The organism is Rhizobium sp. P1_C7 (genome assembly GCF_056406295.1).
Window position 1 is genome coordinate 283,785 of sequence record NZ_JBFUAL010000001.1, and the last position, 15,123, is coordinate 298,907.

The following is a 15,123-nucleotide window of genomic DNA, read 5'->3' on the forward strand; positions in this document are numbered from 1 at the left end:
GAATATACCGCCATGCCATAGTGCCTGCCATCAAAGGGAGCGCATCATGGTTCGTGAAAATGAAATCCGCAAAAACGAACTCGTCGTCGACGCACCCGTACCGACAGACGCGGCATTGGTCTTCATCGGGCGCATCTCGACGCCTTGGACCTCGCGCATGGAGACACCGCGCCAGGGCCGGCATGACGGCCCGATGTGCCGGATTGAAATATTCGAGCCCTGGGTGGCGGCCCTGCAGGGCGTGGATGCATTCGAGCGGCTGGAGGTCCTCTACTGGCTTGATCGCTCGCGGCGCGATCTGGTACTGCAAAGTCCGGCCCACAGCGGCAAGGTACACGGGACTTTTTCCTTGCGCTCACCGGTTCGCCCGAACCCGATCGGCACGTCCATCGTCAAGCTTGAGGCGGTGGAAGGCCCGGTCCTGCTTGTTCGCGGGTTGGATTGCCTTGACGGCACGCCGCTGCTGGATCTGAAGCCGGATCGCACACTCTTCAAGCCGATTGCGCCGCCCCAGCCTGGCGATTTCCAGACCGGTGACGACAGCGCGACGCATTATTGCCAGAAGGCCTGAGGGTTAGTCGACGGCGACTATCACGTCCGATGCCTTGACGACGGCTTAGGCATCGCAACCGACGGCGAGGCCGAGGTCATCGACCGCTTCGTTGGTGATCGACGCCGTCACGATCGAGCCGCCGCTGATATCAATGCGGACATGCACGGTGGTCGCGCCCTTCGTGACCTCGACCACTTTGCCCTTCAGCCGGTTGCGCGCGCTGATTTTTATGAGACACCTCATCGTTGCGATAAACAACGGTCGCGGCTCATCGCCACAGCCGCACTCTCACTCTCACTCTTACTCGCCGCGCGGATAGCGCTGGTTCTCTTCCAGCACGTTGAGATCCATGTGGTTGCGCATGTAGCGTTCGGACGCCTTCTGCAGCGGTTGGTAATCCCAGGGAAAATAGGCACCGTTACGCAGTGCTTCGTAGACCACCCAGCGCCGGGCCTGGCTTTCGCGAACAGCGCCGTCGAAACCTGCGAGGTTCCAACGCTCGGCGGCCTGTTGCGCGAGCTTCGCCAGCGTGTCGCTATAGACGGGATCGCTGGCCAGGTTGGTGAGCTCCTTCGGATCGGCCTTGAGATCGAAGAGCATCGGCGGGTCTTGGTCGCAAAGCGTAAGCTTGAAGCAACCATCGCGCAGGCAGACGAGCGGCGCTTCGGAGCCCTCGGCGGCATATTCCATCGGAACCGGTCCACGGCCGCCCGTTCCCTTCGCCAGCGGCGCAAGATCCTCACCGTCAGTCCACGGCGCAAGCTTTGCAATGTCGATTCCGGCAAGCGCGGCCAGCGTCGGCGTCACGTCGAGCGTCGACACCGGTTGGTCGACGAGCTCGGGGTTCCAGCCGGGTGCTGCAATCATCAGCGGCACGCGGGACGAGCCGTCGAAGAAGCACATCTTGAACCACAGCCCGCGTTCGCCGAGCATGTCGCCGTGGTCCGAAACGAACAGGATGATCGTGTCCTCGGTCATGCGGCCGCGTTCGAGCACGTCGAGAATCTCTCCGACCTTCTCATCGATATAGGAGATATTGGCGAAATAGCCGCGACGCGCCCGGCGAACCTGCTCCGGCGTGATCTCGAAGGCATCGTAGTCGCAGGCCTTCAGCAGACGCTGCGAATGCGGGTCCTGTTCGTCAAACGGGATGGCGCCGACCTCCGGATCGAGGGCCGGGCAATCCTCATACAGATCCCAGAACTTCCGGCGGGCAACATAGGGGTCGTGCGGGTGCGTGAAGCTCACGGTCAGGCACCACGGCCGGTCGTCCTGGCGGCGGGAGAGATCATAGAGCTTGCGGGTTGCGTTGTAGGCGACCTCGTCGTCATATTCCATCTGGTTGGTGATCTCGGCAACGCCGGCACCCGTCACCGAGCCGAGATTGTGATACCACCAGTCGATGCGCTCGCCTGGCTTGGTGTAATCGGGCGTCCAGCCGAAATCGGCCGGATAGATGTCCGTGGTCAACCGCTCCTCGAAGCCATGAAGCTGATCGGGTCCCACGAAATGCATCTTGCCGGAGAGGGCCGCGTGGTAGCCGGCGGCGCGCAGATGGTGAGCGAAGGTCGGAGTATCGGAGGCGAACTCGGCGGCATTGTCGTAGACGCGCGTCCGGCTGGGCAACTGTCCGGACATGAAGGAAGCCCGCGCCGGCGCGCAGAGCGGGCTTGCCGTGTAGGCGTTGGCAAAGCGTACGGAGCGCTTCGCCAACGCCTTCAGGTGCGGCGCGTGAAGAAATTCGGCCGGGCCATCCGGGAAGAGCGTCCCGTTGAACTGGTCGACCATGAGGATGAGGATATTCGGGCGCGCCATGCGTAAATTGTCCTTGAAGTATCAGAGGCCGAGAGAGGCCTTAACTGCGTCCGCTGCGGGCTTGCCGTCAAGCGTGGTGACGCCTGAAAGCCAAGGGCCAACAGCGTTCGGATTGGCCTTCAGCCATGCCGTTGCTGCAGTCTTCGGATCCTCGCCGTCGAGGATTGATCCCATCAGGGCGTTTTCCATGCCGATCTCGAACTTTAGGTTCTTCATCAACGCTGCCGCATTCGGGCATTTTTCCGGCCAGCCGGTGCGCGCCAGCGTGTAGACTTCCGCACCGCCGTAGTCAGGACCGAAATAGGCGTCGCCGCCCGAAAGATACTCGATCGAGAATTTCTCGTTCATCGGATGCGGCGCCCAGGCGAGGAAAACGACGGCGCCCTTGTCCTTGGAGGCGCGGTCAACCTGCGCCAGCATCGCCTGCTCGCCGGATTCGACCAGCTCCCAGTCCTTGAGGCCGAAGTCGTTGGCGTCGATCATCTTCTGGATGCTGGAATTGGCGGGCGCCCCTGGCTCGATGCCGTAGATCTTGTGGTCGAATTCGTCGGCATGCTTCTGCAGGTCTGCGAAGTCCTTGACGCCCTTCTTTGCGACATAGGCGGGCACCGCGAGCGTGAATTTCGCGCCTTGGAGGTTCTTGTTCATCACCTCGATTGCCTTGGCCGCGGTCAGGTCATCGACGAACGCCTTCTGCGCCGGCATCCAGTTGCCGAGGAAGACGTCGATCTCGCCGTTCTTCATCGACTGGTAGCCGATCGGCACGGAGAGCGTCTTCACGTCAGGCTCGTAGCCGAGGGCCGAGAGGAGGACGCTGGTGACGCCGTTGGTGGCGGTGATGTCGGTCCAGCCCGGATCGGACATGTGGATCACCTTGCACGAGGCTTCGTCGGCAGCCGATGCCGTTACCATCGTAAGCGTGCTGAGTACAACGCTGGCCGCAAGGCGGCGGACTACAGAAATTCCTGTCATCGCATTTCCCCTTTTTGCTATTTTATGGATTTATTGAACAAACTATCCTTCGCCCTGTGAAGGATGCTTTTTTCGATGGTTCCCAAAAGGATTTTTTATGGCAGAGCGTCGTGTCGATCTAGGGTGGATGCGCATTTTTGCCGAAATCGGCAGAGCGGGGAGCCTCTCATCGGCGGCCGGTCTGATGGGCATGACCCAGCCCGCCGTCAGCTACCAGATCCGCAGGCTAGAGGAGCAGCTGGGCGTCAGCCTGCTCAAGCGGCAGCATCGCGGCGTCGAACTGACGTCCGAAGGCCAGCGGCTGTTCGATATCGTCGCAAGAAGCGTCGGTGAGATCGATCAGCTTGCACGAAGGTTGAGAAGCGAAGTGGAGCGGCCATCGATCAGGCTGCACACCGACTATGCATTCGCCTCGCTTTGGCTCATCCCGCGCATGCATGCCTTTCGGCTGATCTATCCCGACATGGACATCCAGATTGTAGCAACGCAGCGGATGGAGCGCGGGCTCTCGAACGAGGACGACGTCGCCGTCGTGTTCGGCACTCGGGCCGAGTTCGGACAGCGGGCCAGGCTGTTGCTGCCAGAGAAGGTTGCGCCAGTCTGCAGCCTGCGGTTTCTTGATCGCAACGGCCCCTTCCACACGCCGGCCGACATGGCGAGGGGTCGGCTCATCCATCTCGATACCGCAGCACCTTCCCCATGGTTCGACTGGCGAAGCTATTTTGCCCGGCTCGGTGTCGGACGCGAGGCTTACGCCGGGCAGGGCGATCTCAGCTTCAACACCTACTCGCTGGTCATCCAGGCTGCGCTCGGCGAGCAGGGACTGGCACTCGGCTGGATGGGCCTCGTCGATTCACTCCTGGCATCCGATATTCTGACGGTTGCGGGTCCAGCGATAGAGGCGCCCGATCGCGGCTATTGGCTGGTGCAGCCGAAAACACGCACCCCGCAGAGCGATCAGCTCGCCGCCTGGCTGGTGGCCGAGGCAGATATCGTGTAAGGCCTGACTTCAGGCTGCCAAATCGCCGAGGAAGTCGTCGCACCAGCGTGACACGTCGTGCTCCAGCAGATAGTCCATCATCCGCTTCCAGCGTTCCCGTCGCTCTTCGAGCGGCATGTTCAGGGCGCGGGCCAGCGCGTTGGACGTGCCGACTATATCATAGGGGTTGACGAGCAGCGCACCTTTCAGTTCGCGCGCAGCTCCCGCAAAGCGTGATAGCACCAGCACACCCGGGTCGTCCGGATCCTGGGCGGCGATATATTCTTTCGCCACGAGATTCATGCCGTCGCGGAGCGGCGTGACGAGGCCGACCTTGGCGAGGCGGTAGAGACCGGCCAGGATCGGCCGGCTGAGCGAGCGGTTGATATAGCGGATCGGCACCCAGTCCACCGTCCCGAGCGCACCGTTGACCCGCCCGGCCTGTTCGGCGACGGTCCGTTGCATCTTCTCGTATTCGGGTACTTCGGAGCGCGACTTCGGCGTCACCTGCAGATAGGTCACCTGGCGCTGATGCGCCGGATTGCTCAGCACGAAATGTTCGAAGGCATCGATGCGCTGGGTGAGGCCCTTGGAATAGTCCAGGCGGTCCACACCGATGATCAGGGCTCGGCCCTCGACGCTCTGGGCTGCCTTGCGGACCATGCTGTGGCTGACAGCCTTGCGCGCGAATTGCGCGAAAGCCGTCGTCTCGATGCCGATGCCGTAGGCGCCGCCTTTGAAAACCTTGTCGCCCGAGGTGAAGCGGCCGTCCCCGATGGCGTCCCCCATCTCTTCGCGGCGCAGGCAGCCGGCAAAGTTCTCCAGGTCGTGGTCGGTCTGGAAGCCGACGAGGTCATATGCGGCAAGCCCGCGCATGATCTCTTCGTGAACAGGCATGGCGGCGAGCACATCGGCGGGTGGCCAAGGGATGTGATGGAAGAAGCCGATGCGGTTCTTAATGCCCATCTGCCGAAGCTCGGCGGCCAGCGGTATCAGATGATAGTCATGGATCCAGATCGTGTCGTCGGGTTTCAGCAGCGGCGCCAGCCGATGCGCGAAGAAGCGGTTGACGCGGAAATAGCCCGCCATCTCCTGACGCCCGTATTCCGCAAGATCGAGCCGGTAGTGGCAGATCGGCCAGAGCACGCGGTTGGCGAAGCCGAAGTAATATTCGTCGACGTCCTTGTCGGTAAGATCGGTCAGGGCAAAGGTGATCTTGCCGTCCTCCTGCAGGGACAGCGGCCCCGGCTCGGTGTCGCCGCTGGATTTCCCCGACCAGCCCATCCAGATGCCGCCACGCTGCTGCAGGGCAGCTTGCAGCGCCACGGCAAGTCCGCCGGCGGAAGCTGCAGCGCCCCCCTTTTCGGGAACGGGGACACGGTTGGAAACGACGACTAGACGGCTCACGTGGGATTCCTTTCAACGGCGAGGGCAGCGGAGGCGGTACCGTTCTTCAAACGGCGATCTGTGCGATCAGTTCACGCAACGTGCCGGAGGAGTGCAATGTCAGTGATGCCGCAGTGCCGACCAGCGGCGCGCCAACACGGATCGAATGCCCGTTGCGGCGATTGGCGACATGAAACATCGCCTCGTCGGTAATGTCGTCGCCGATGGCGATCGGGCGCCTGCCGGCAAACGGAGGCTGGGACAGGAATATGTCGATGGCGCGCCCTTTGTCGGCGCGCGCCGGCCTGATTTCCAGAACCATCTTGCCGCGCTGCAGCGTCCAATTTTCTCCGGCCTTTGCGAGAACCGCCTCCATCAGCGGTTCGAGCTCGACCTGTCTTTTCGGTGCTAGGCGATAGTGGGCTGCGACGGCCGCCCCCTTGTCTTCTATCAGGACACCGCCAAGGTCCGCCGTCGCTGCGCGCAGATCGGCTTTCAGTTGCTCGAACTGAGGCGTCGTCTCGGCCTTGGCAATGTTGCCGTCCGGCCGACGCAGCTCGGCGCCGTGAAGCCCGGCGGTCGGAAAGCGGTATGGTGCAAACAGCTCATCCGCGTAGGCAAGAGCCCGCCCCGTGACCAGCGCAAGCGCGCCGCCGAGCCTTTGCGCCAGCGCGTCGAGTTGAGATGGAAGCCGCTCCGGCACAACGATCTCATCAGGCGTGTCTGCGAGGTCGAGCAGAGTTCCGTCGATGTCCAGAAACAGAGCGTAGTCGTCGGACGATGATGAGAGCGTTCGAAACAAAAATTCCTGCCCGGAAGCCTGGTGCGGTCTCTGGGCACTTAAAGGTAGTTTTTGGTATGACATGGAGGACTAACTATGGCGGCAATCGCGCGCGACAACCCCAAAAGCCTGTCAGACATCCATGGCGCCGTGCTGGATGCAGGGCTTGCGCCGCTCAATCTGCCGGTGAAGTGCCATGTGCGGCGTAGAATGCCTTGGCATCTGCCGTGAATGCAGCACGCTGATCGGCCCGCGTATAGAACATATGACCGCCGCGATAGACGTTCAGCGCAACTCGTCCGCCGGCAAGCGATGTGGGCAGGTGATCGACGACATAGCGGCTGACGCCATATGGCGTGACGAGGTCACTGTAGCCATGGGCGATCAGCAGGCGGAACGAAGGGTTGGATGCGAGTTGCTGCCTGAGGTCGTCGGTAATGCTAGCCTGCAGGCGCGAGCCGCCGCCGCGCCCGCCCCACTCCCACTTGCGGTTCACGTCGCTGTCGAGCAGTCCATAGGTCATCTCGGTTTTGAAGCCCAGTTCGTTTCGGGCGTAGCTGGCAAACGCGCCGCCATAGGCACGGGTAAAACCGTCGAGTATGGCGTCGTCTCCACGGGAATCGTTGGATTCGGGGTAGGGATCCGGTGTTGTGAACGCCGCATCATAAGGGCTCGCTACAAGGCCGTCGTGCTTGCCCAGTTGCTTGGTGTAAACACTTCCGAGAAAGCCCCGGTTCTTTTCCACCATGTCCTCGGCAATGCCGGTCATGGAGGCGATTTTGGCATAGAATGCCTTCGCCGCGTCGCCCGTCGGCGGTGCGCCCGCCAGCATCGTCAGATAGTCACCGAGCGCGAAGCGTTCCGCCTCGTGTTGGCGCGTCTCGTCGAAAACATTGCGCCGATCCATTTCGGCGGCGGCCAACGACGGGAATTCCAGTGCCGCACCCAGTGCGAACTGGTCAGCGCCAAACATCAGCTGACCTTCGATCAACGGCGAAAGCATGACCGTGCCGGAAACGATGATGCCTTGGCTCTCCTTCAGCGCGTTTGCAACCTTTGCCGCGCGGAACCCGCCGTAGCTTTCACCGAGCAGGTATTTCGGCGAGGAGGCGCGATCGTTGTGTGCCACGTAGAGCGCGATCGCCTTGGCGATGCTTTCGGCGTCGGAATTGACATTGTAGTACTTGGAGGCGTCGTCTGCCTTGACGGTCCGGCTCCAGCCGGTTCCGATAGGATCGATCAGCACTAGATCGGTGAAATCGAGCCAGCTGTTCGGGTTCTCGACCAGCTTCGCCCCCGCGCCGTCATCGCCCCTTTCTCCGAAATCCATAATCTTCGGCCCGACGAGGCCAAGGTGCAGAAAGGCAGACGCAGCACCCGGTCCGCCGTTGAAGGCAAAGGTCAGCGGCCGGTCTGCGCCGCCATCCTTCTTGACATAGGCGGTGTAGAAAATGGCAGCTGTCTGCGCGCCGTCCTGGCCGAAAAGATTGAGGGTTCCTGCTGTTGCCGTATAGGCAAGCTTCCGTCGGCCGATTGTCATCTCGTGCTGCGTGACGGAATCGGATGGCAGCAGCCTCAAAACCCCTTCGCGGCTGTCGCCGGGTACGGATCCGCTTCCCTCGGCATTCGATAGGGTCGGTGCCAATGCTGCAAGCAGCGCGGCGAGCAGGACAGCGGATCGAAAGCGCACGAGTATTCCTCCGGCAGATGCAGTCGTTTCATTCAGACTAGCATCGGCGCCGGGAAGACTGGATCAACAGATGGTGATGACGGCGGTCAGTCGATCTTCTCGACAGTGCGCGCATCGACGTGAAGGGCGCGGCCGGCGTTCCATCCGTTGATGGCCGCCCCCGTCCCGAGCGCGACGAACAAGACGGCACACCAGGAAAAACTCCCGGTCCAGCCGCGGATCAGCCCGACGATCAGCGGTCCGACAGCGGCAAGCAGATAGCCGACGCATTGTGCCATACCGGAGAGGTGCGCCGCCACATGTGGGTCGCGAGAGCGCAATACGATGGTGGTCATCGCAACCGCAATCAGGCCGCCCTGGCCTATACCCTGGAGGACCGCCCATATCCATACGGTCGACAGGGGCGCGAAAAGCAGCCCGAGAAGCGCCACGACGGCCACCCCGCAGAGCGACGCGTTGATAAGCCGCTGATCCTTGCCCCTGACGGCGATCTGCGGCGCAACGAGGCAGGCGGTGGCCTGCACCATGACGGATACCGAAACGATGGCCCCGGCCGTAACGCCGTCCAGACCGCGATCGCGCAGGATGGGAACAAGCCAGCCGAAGACGCAATAGGCGAGCGCCGATTGCAGTCCCATGAAGAGCGTCACCTGCCACGCAAGTCGGTCGCGCCAAAGTCCTTCGACAGAAAAGCCGCTGCGCTTGACCTCCGACTTCATCGACAGCACCTGGGGCAACCAGATCAGCGCGACGATCAGGGCAGGTAGCGCCCATATTGCGAGCGCTCCTGCCATCGACCCGCCGAGCGCCTTTTCGAGCGGAAGCGTGAAGCCCGCGGCACTCGCGGCCCCGGCGCAAAGCGCCATGGTGTAGCAGCCGGTCATCAGCGCGGCGCGATCGGCAAAGTCGCGCTTGACCAGTCCGGGCAGCAGCACGTTGCCGACGGCGATACAGGCGCCGGCAAGCGCGGTGCCGAGAAACAGCAGCGGAACGGATGACATTCCCCTTAGTGCCGTGCCGAGTGCCAGAAGGAAAAGCACTCCGAGCAGCGTGCGTTCGGAGCCGATGCGCTGCGCGAGCCGCGGCGCCAAAGGGGAAAACGCGCCGAGGCAGACGACCGGCAATGTCGTGAGGAGACTGGCGCCAAGAGCCGAAAGCCCAAGCTCGCTCCGGATTTCCGGAAGCAGCGCCGATGCGCTGGAGAAAACCGGGCGCAGATTGAAGGCGATCAGAACCAGGCTTGCCCCAAGCAGCAAGCGCGCCGCCCGGCTTTTGCCGGAAGGCGGCTGCGGCTGCGGTACGCTGTCGGCTTCGGCATCGATCAGCTGTTCGTCCGCGAGGTCGTAGGCGCGAGCGGGGTCTTGCAAAGGCGAGGTCATGAAAGGATCGTCCGGTCCAGGGCGTTGATGACGGGGGCCATGAAACGGCGTACCGCCGCGTCCGCTTCTTCCGGATCGCCCGTGGCGATCGCCTCGATAATATTGGCATGCGCCTGCATATCGGGTTCAGGAATATCCTCCCCCAGCGTCGCCTCGATGGTCTCGGCAATCGAGGCCGAGAAGAAGGCGTAGATTTCGATCATCGCACGGTTGCCGGAGGCGGCAATGACCGCCTGGTGAAAGGCGAGGTCTTGTGTGACGAAGGCCGCCTTGTCGACGCCCTCGAAATTGCCGCGCTGTGCAAGCAGCATGCGCAGCGTCGCGACGGTCTGGGGCGTTTGCCGCACAGCCGCCAGCCGTGCTGCCTCGACATCCAGTGCGCAACGCGCTTCGAACAGGTCGCGCAGACCGGCCCGCCGCGCCATTGTCAGCGGAAGTGCAGAATCGGTGGTCGACAGGACGTATGTTCCGGAGCCCTGCCGGGTCTCCAGAAGGCCTTGCGAGGCGAGCACGCGAACCGCCTCGCGGATGGTTCCCCGGCTGACGGACAACATCGAGGAAAGAGTCGCCTCATTGGGCAGCTTGTCGCCGACGGCCCAGCGCTTCGAGAATATCTCGCCGCGTATCGCCGTGATTGCCGTGTCCGCAAGATTGGTCTTCGTGAGTGGTTGCATGATACTCATTAAGTCATCAGATGACTTAATGAGTAATTGGGCGGACACCTATTGTCAATCTCGGCCGGGAAACGGAAAAGGGCCGCACGAAGCGACCCTTTCCATGAGTTTTGGCCTGTAATTTGGCCGGACCGCTTTGGCGATCCAAGGAAGGCGGGGTTTTAGAGCGAGGGCTGCCTCGCCTTCATCACCACTTCCATGCCCGTTACGAGGTCCGAAATCTCATTAGACATTGGATCACCTTCCTTTCGTTCTGTTGTCGATGGGTAAAAGGTATGACGATTCGTCCGAGATGCAAGACGGAATCTTGATCTTGCGGAAATTACAACTTTGAGATGCCGTTCGTTTTGTCGTCGAGCCGGCAGGCGGGATCGGGGAAGGCAACCGGCCTCGCCATCTCGCAAGGAGGTGAGCTATGTGGTTTCCACACTTAGCGTCACGTTTGAACCCGGACCCAGCTGGTTGTTCAATTTCTTCAACTAAGTAAGCAGGAGACAGGCAGCAACCTGCCTCCTGCTCCTAAATATAAGCGATCCAGGCCTATCAGAATGCCGGGCAAATCAGTGGGCGGCCTTGATGAATGTCCCGTTCTGCAGCTCTTGCATCGCCTGCATGATCTCTTCGCGCGAGTTCATCACGATGGGGCCGTGCCAGGCCACAGGCTCCTGGATGGGCTTGCCCGACACCAGCAGGAAGCGGATGCCTTCGTCGCCGGCCTGTACGGTGACCTCCTCGCCGCTGTCGAAGACGACAAGCGTCCGGTTCCCCGACATGTCGCGGATGTTCAGCTCCTCGCCGTTGACTTCCTTCTCCACGCGTACGCCGAACGGTTTGGACGCATCGCGGAAAGTCCCAGAGCCGGCGAAGATGTAGGCGAAGGCATTGCGGTCGGTATCGACCGGAAGGCGTTTCTTCTTGCCCGGTGGCACAGATACGTCGAGATAGATCGGCTCCGCGGACACGCCGTCTACCGGCCCGGCCTTGCCCCAGAAGTCGCCACAGATGACGCGGACGGCCGTGCCGTCGTCATTGACGACAACAGGGATATCGGCGGATTTGACGTCCTGATAGCGCGGAGCGGTCATTTTCAGGGAGGAGGGCAGGTTGGCCCAGAGCTGAAAACCGTGCATGCGCCCGGCAAAATCGCCCTTCGGCATCTCCTGGTGCATGATGCCGCTACCGGCGGTCATCCACTGGATGTCGCCCGCGCCAAGCAGGCCGCGATTGCCGAGGCTATCGCCGTGCTCGACGGTACCGGCGAGAACGTAGGTAATCGTCTCGATGCCGCGATGCGGGTGCCAGGGAAAGCCGCGAATGTATTCCGCCGGATTATCGTTGCGGAAATCGTCCATCATCAGGAAGGGGTCGGTCAGCGAAGGGTCGCCGAAACCGAAGACGCGATGCAGCTTCACGCCGGCGCCTTCCATGGTTGGAGTTGCGGTGCTCATATGCTTTACGGGACGGATCGACATGGCATCCTCTCAAGGGTTCTACTTGGCGGCGACTATAGCCGTCCCGGCCAAGCGCGCGAAGTCGGGCGCCGGTGGAACGCACCGTTCACAAAAGACGTATTGCGGAAATTGATGCTCGTGGCGTCGCAAATTTGTCACCTTCCGCTTGCAAGCGGTGACCTTGTTTAGTTTTTGTTAACCATCGGATTCGACAATAGTCGTTGCGTTTCAGCATTCTCCCGCCACAGGCAGGGCGGGTTGCGGAGTGAATGAGCATGTGTCGCTGGGCAGCCTATCGCGGAACCCCTCTCTATCTCGAAGAGCTGGTGTCGTCGCCCGCGCATTCCCTGATCGAACAGTCGCATTGCGCCACCCGGGCCAAGACCGCGACCAACGGTGACGGCTTCGGCATCGCCTGGTATGGCGACCATCCCGAGCCCGGCCGGTATCGCGATACGCTGCCGGCCTGGTCGGACTGTAACCTGAAGAGCCTGGCGCGGCAGATCCGTTCGCCGCTCTTCCTGGCACACGTGCGCGCCGCAACCGGCGGCGGCACCCGGCGCGACAACTGCCACCCTTTCGTCTTCGGCAACTGGTCCTTCATGCACAACGGCCAGATCGCGGGCTTCGAGCGTCTGCGGCGATCGATGGAGGCCATGCTCGACGACGACCTTTTCAACGCCCGCAGCGGCACCACCGATTCCGAGTTGATGTTCCTGCTCGCCCTGCAGTTTGGCCTTCGCCAGACGCCGATGGCGGCCATGGCCGAAATGATCAGGTTTGTTGAAGGGCTTGCCGAAAACATACTCGGATCGGCGCTGCTGCGCTATACGGCCGCTTTCTCGGACGGCAAATTGCTCTATGCGATCCGCTATGCGACGGACCGCAAGGCGCCGACGCTCTACGCCTCGCCTGTCGGCAAAGGCTATTGCCTAGTATCTGAGCCGCTCAATGACGATATCGATGCCTGGGCGGAGATTCCGGATGGCAGCGCCGTGACGCTCGGCGAAAATGGATTGGATATAGCGCCCTTCGGCCTTGAGCCCGTCATGGCAAGACCGGCAGCGATCGTCATCCCTGCCTGAGCCGTTCGGCGATTAATGTCGCAAGCCTTGCCGCGACCTCTTCTTTCGCCAGATCCGGCCATTGCTCGATGCCGCTGCGGCTGACGATCTTCACTCTGTTGCGAACGCCGCCCATGATGCCGGTGGTCGGCGAAACATCGTTCGCGACGATAAGGTCGGCGCCCTTGCGCTCCAGCTTCGCCTTGGCGTTGTTGTCCACGTCCTGGGTTTCCGCCGCAAAGCCGATCACCAGCTTCGGCCGCATCGTGTGGTGGCCGACCGTCTTTAGGATGTCGGGGTTTTCCGTCAGAGCCAGTGTCGGTATGGATTCGCCCGGATGCTTCTTGATTTTCTGATTTGAGGCCGAGGCCACCCGCCAGTCGGCAACGGCTGCGACCATCACGGCGATATCGGCCGGAAGCGCTGCAAGCACCGCGTCGCGCATGTCCTCGGCGCGTTCGACATGCACGACCTTGACGCCGGAAGGATCGGGAATCGTCACGGGACCGGAGACCAGAGTCACCTCGGCACCAAGCCTTGCGAGTGCGGCGGCGATTGCATGGCCCTGCCGGCCCGAGGAACGGTTAGCGATGTAGCGCACCGGGTCGATCGGCTCATGGGTCGGCCCCGAGGTGACGACAGCTTTGCGACCGGCCAGCAGCTTCGGGCGATCATCGAAAATCGCCTCTGCCGCCGCAACGATATCGAGCGGTTCAGCCATCCTGCCGATGCCGGCCTCCCGGCTTTCCGCCATCTCGCCGGCCATTGGTCCGATAAAGCGAATGCCGTCGTGTTTCAGTGTCTGCAGGTTTCGCTTCGTTGCGGCATGCACCCACATATGCGGGTTCATCGCGGGTGCGGCCAGGACAGGCTTGTCCGTTGCCAGCAACACCGTCGAGGCCAGATCGTCTGCAAGTCCGGCTGCCATTTTCGCCAGCAGGTCGGCGGTCGCCGGCGCAATCAGCACGAGGTCGCAATCCCTGGCGAGCCTGATATGGCCGACATCCTGTTCGTCCTGGCGTGAAAACAGATCGGTAAAAACGTGATCGGCGGCAAGCGCGCCGACCGCAAGCGGCGTCACGAATTCCTGTGCGCCATTTGTCATCAGCGGACGCACGGATGCGCCGCGTTCCCGGAGCCGCCTGATCAGGTCGAGGCTCTTATAGGCCGCAATGCCGCCGGAGATGATGAGAAGGATGCGTTTGCCGCTGAGAACCATGGCTCTTGTCCGTCGCACATAAGACTGACGCCGACCCTAAGCGTCTGGCGGATAATAAGCAATCGGCGCCGATCAGGCCGGCTGTCGTTTCCCTACATTGCTGAAGATGGCAATTGCCATGCCGACGCCTGCGAGCTGCAACAGCGAGCCGCCCGCTTCGGCGACGGTCGGTAGACGCTGCTCGAAGACGAAACCGAAGATCAAGCCGAACACGGTTTCTGCGACGATGAGCTGCGCGGCAAGGGCAAGCGGCAGGCGCCTGGAAGCGATCATCCAGAGAAGCGTCGCCAGCCACGCCCCGGCCAGCCCCATGACCAGCGACCACAATGCGAAGCGAAGAAGGTCGACGTTCGTGTAAACGAGCGGTGTGTTGATCGACGTCATGGGAATGAGAACAAGGCTGCCGAGCCCGGCGCCGATACCCTGAAGACCGGTCCATTGGAGAATGTCGGGAGCGTCCGCCGATTGCATCGCCGCCGTGCTCGCAAGGCCGTAGATCACCCATAGAACGAGGCCGATCCCAGCCGAGCCGATGCCGAGTACGAGCATGCTCCGATCGCCGTCGGGGGATGATGCGAAAACGGCGACGTTGACCCACGCAATGCCTGTGGCGATCAGCGCGAGGGGCGCGACAAGCAAATGCCAGGAGACCGAGCGATCGCGCAAATTGGCGATCAGCGCCAGGAGCACCGGCATCGTGCCGATCACCAGCGGCGGAATGGCAGCGCCGGCAAAACGCACTGCATAGGCCACGCTGACGAAATATCCGACATAGCCGATGCCGCCGAGAAGCAGGGCGGTGATGACGAGCCGTGGCTTGATGCCCCTCGGCCGGAAGCGCGGATGCACCATCAGCACCACGCTTGCCAACGCGAACAGGCCGTAACGCGCCACCGTCAGATCCAAGGTCGTGAACGGCGCGATTGCGCGAGGCACCACAAACGTCAACCCCCACAGGGCGCAGGTTGCTATGCCGCAAAGAATGCCGATCAGCATGGGGTTCTCCGGAGGGGGGACGGGCACGACTCGGGACGCCGGATTCCACTATGCAGTAAGGTCCGACAAGGCAAGCGCCTGGCTGCGACATTGAGAGGGCGATCTCGGCGCACCTGTCGATCAAACATCGGTCAGTGGATGACGACGGGCGGAGGCCGACCGGC

General features: G+C 62.1%; 14 protein-coding genes. 3 read left to right on the forward strand and 11 right to left on the reverse strand.

The genetic code is table 11. The features are described 5' to 3' along the window. The first annotated feature begins 46 nt into the window (after nucleotides 1-46). Nucleotides 47-571: a tRNA (N6-threonylcarbamoyladenosine(37)-N6)-methyltransferase TrmO gene (gene tsaA / locus AC1D2R_RS01430; RefSeq protein ID WP_477964031.1), complete on the forward strand. Its 525-nt coding sequence runs from the start codon at nucleotides 47-49 to the stop codon at nucleotides 569-571. 45 nt (nucleotides 572-616) lie between these two features. Here tsaA and AC1D2R_RS01435 read toward each other — a convergent pair whose 3' ends face one another. The 3 genes from AC1D2R_RS01435 to AC1D2R_RS01445 form a co-directional block, all read right to left on the reverse strand. Then, a complete protein-coding gene (locus AC1D2R_RS01435) occupies nucleotides 617-784 on the reverse strand; it encodes a TOBE domain-containing protein (protein ID WP_477964623.1) in 168 nt (55 codons plus the stop codon). Between the two features lie 69 nt (nucleotides 785-853). Next, complete coding sequence (betC, locus tag AC1D2R_RS01440) at nucleotides 854-2,368, reverse strand: choline-sulfatase (protein WP_477964033.1); 1,515 nt, start codon at nucleotides 2,366-2,368, stop codon at nucleotides 854-856. Between the two features lie 21 nt (nucleotides 2,369-2,389). Beyond that, on the reverse strand, nucleotides 2,390-3,340 hold the full coding sequence (locus AC1D2R_RS01445; RefSeq protein WP_477964035.1) for a choline ABC transporter substrate-binding protein: 951 nt from the start codon (nucleotides 3,338-3,340) through the stop codon (nucleotides 2,390-2,392). Between the two features lie 97 nt (nucleotides 3,341-3,437). Between AC1D2R_RS01445 and AC1D2R_RS01450 the strand changes: the two genes are divergently transcribed. Beyond that, nucleotides 3,438-4,340, forward strand: coding sequence for a choline sulfate utilization transcriptional regulator (locus tag AC1D2R_RS01450; RefSeq protein ID WP_477964037.1), 903 nt, complete (start codon nucleotides 3,438-3,440; stop codon nucleotides 4,338-4,340). A gap of 9 nt (nucleotides 4,341-4,349) precedes the next feature. On the opposite strand, the gene otsA is transcribed toward AC1D2R_RS01450, so the two are convergent. From otsA to AC1D2R_RS01480, 6 genes are all read right to left on the reverse strand, one after another. After that, on the reverse strand, nucleotides 4,350-5,726 hold the full coding sequence (gene otsA, locus AC1D2R_RS01455; RefSeq protein ID WP_477964039.1) for an alpha,alpha-trehalose-phosphate synthase (UDP-forming): 1,377 nt from the start codon (nucleotides 5,724-5,726) through the stop codon (nucleotides 4,350-4,352). A gap of 46 nt (nucleotides 5,727-5,772) precedes the next feature. Then, the gene (gene otsB, locus AC1D2R_RS01460; protein WP_477964041.1) at nucleotides 5,773-6,570 is read right to left on the reverse strand and encodes a trehalose-phosphatase; all 798 of its coding nucleotides are present in this window, start codon (nucleotides 6,568-6,570) and stop codon (nucleotides 5,773-5,775) included. Between the two features lie 91 nt (nucleotides 6,571-6,661). Continuing rightward, nucleotides 6,662-8,176 carry a S10 family peptidase gene (locus AC1D2R_RS01465; RefSeq protein ID WP_477964043.1) on the reverse strand — a complete coding sequence of 505 codons (1,515 nt, stop codon included), beginning with the start codon at nucleotides 8,174-8,176 and terminating at the stop codon, nucleotides 6,662-6,664. Nucleotides 8,177-8,262: 86 nt separating this feature from the next. Beyond that, entirely contained in the window at nucleotides 8,263-9,555 is a 1,293-nt protein-coding gene (locus tag AC1D2R_RS01470) for a CynX/NimT family MFS transporter (protein WP_477964045.1), read from the reverse strand. Continuing rightward, a complete protein-coding gene (locus AC1D2R_RS01475; protein WP_477964047.1) occupies nucleotides 9,552-10,229 on the reverse strand; it encodes a FadR/GntR family transcriptional regulator in 678 nt (225 codons plus the stop codon). The genes AC1D2R_RS01470 and AC1D2R_RS01475 overlap by 4 nt, the downstream gene beginning before the upstream one ends. A gap of 560 nt (nucleotides 10,230-10,789) precedes the next feature. Then, nucleotides 10,790-11,701, reverse strand: a complete 912-nt coding sequence (locus AC1D2R_RS01480; protein WP_477964049.1) for a pirin family protein — start codon at nucleotides 11,699-11,701, stop codon at nucleotides 10,790-10,792. A 254-nt stretch (nucleotides 11,702-11,955) separates the two neighbouring features. Here AC1D2R_RS01480 and AC1D2R_RS01485 point away from each other — a divergent pair, with 254 nt between their 5' ends. After that, nucleotides 11,956-12,765 (forward strand): class II glutamine amidotransferase, encoded by an 810-nt coding sequence (locus AC1D2R_RS01485; protein ID WP_477964625.1) that lies wholly within the window; start codon nucleotides 11,956-11,958, stop codon nucleotides 12,763-12,765. Here AC1D2R_RS01485 and coaBC read toward each other — a convergent pair. Beyond that, entirely contained in the window at nucleotides 12,752-13,963 is a 1,212-nt protein-coding gene (gene coaBC, locus AC1D2R_RS01490) for a bifunctional phosphopantothenoylcysteine decarboxylase/phosphopantothenate--cysteine ligase CoaBC (RefSeq protein WP_477964051.1), read from the reverse strand. The genes AC1D2R_RS01485 and coaBC overlap by 14 nt on opposite strands. A 72-nt stretch (nucleotides 13,964-14,035) precedes the next feature. Continuing rightward, a complete protein-coding gene (locus tag AC1D2R_RS01495) occupies nucleotides 14,036-14,959 on the reverse strand; it encodes a DMT family transporter (RefSeq protein WP_477964053.1) in 924 nt (307 codons plus the stop codon). Nucleotides 14,960-15,123: the final 164 nt, after the last annotated feature.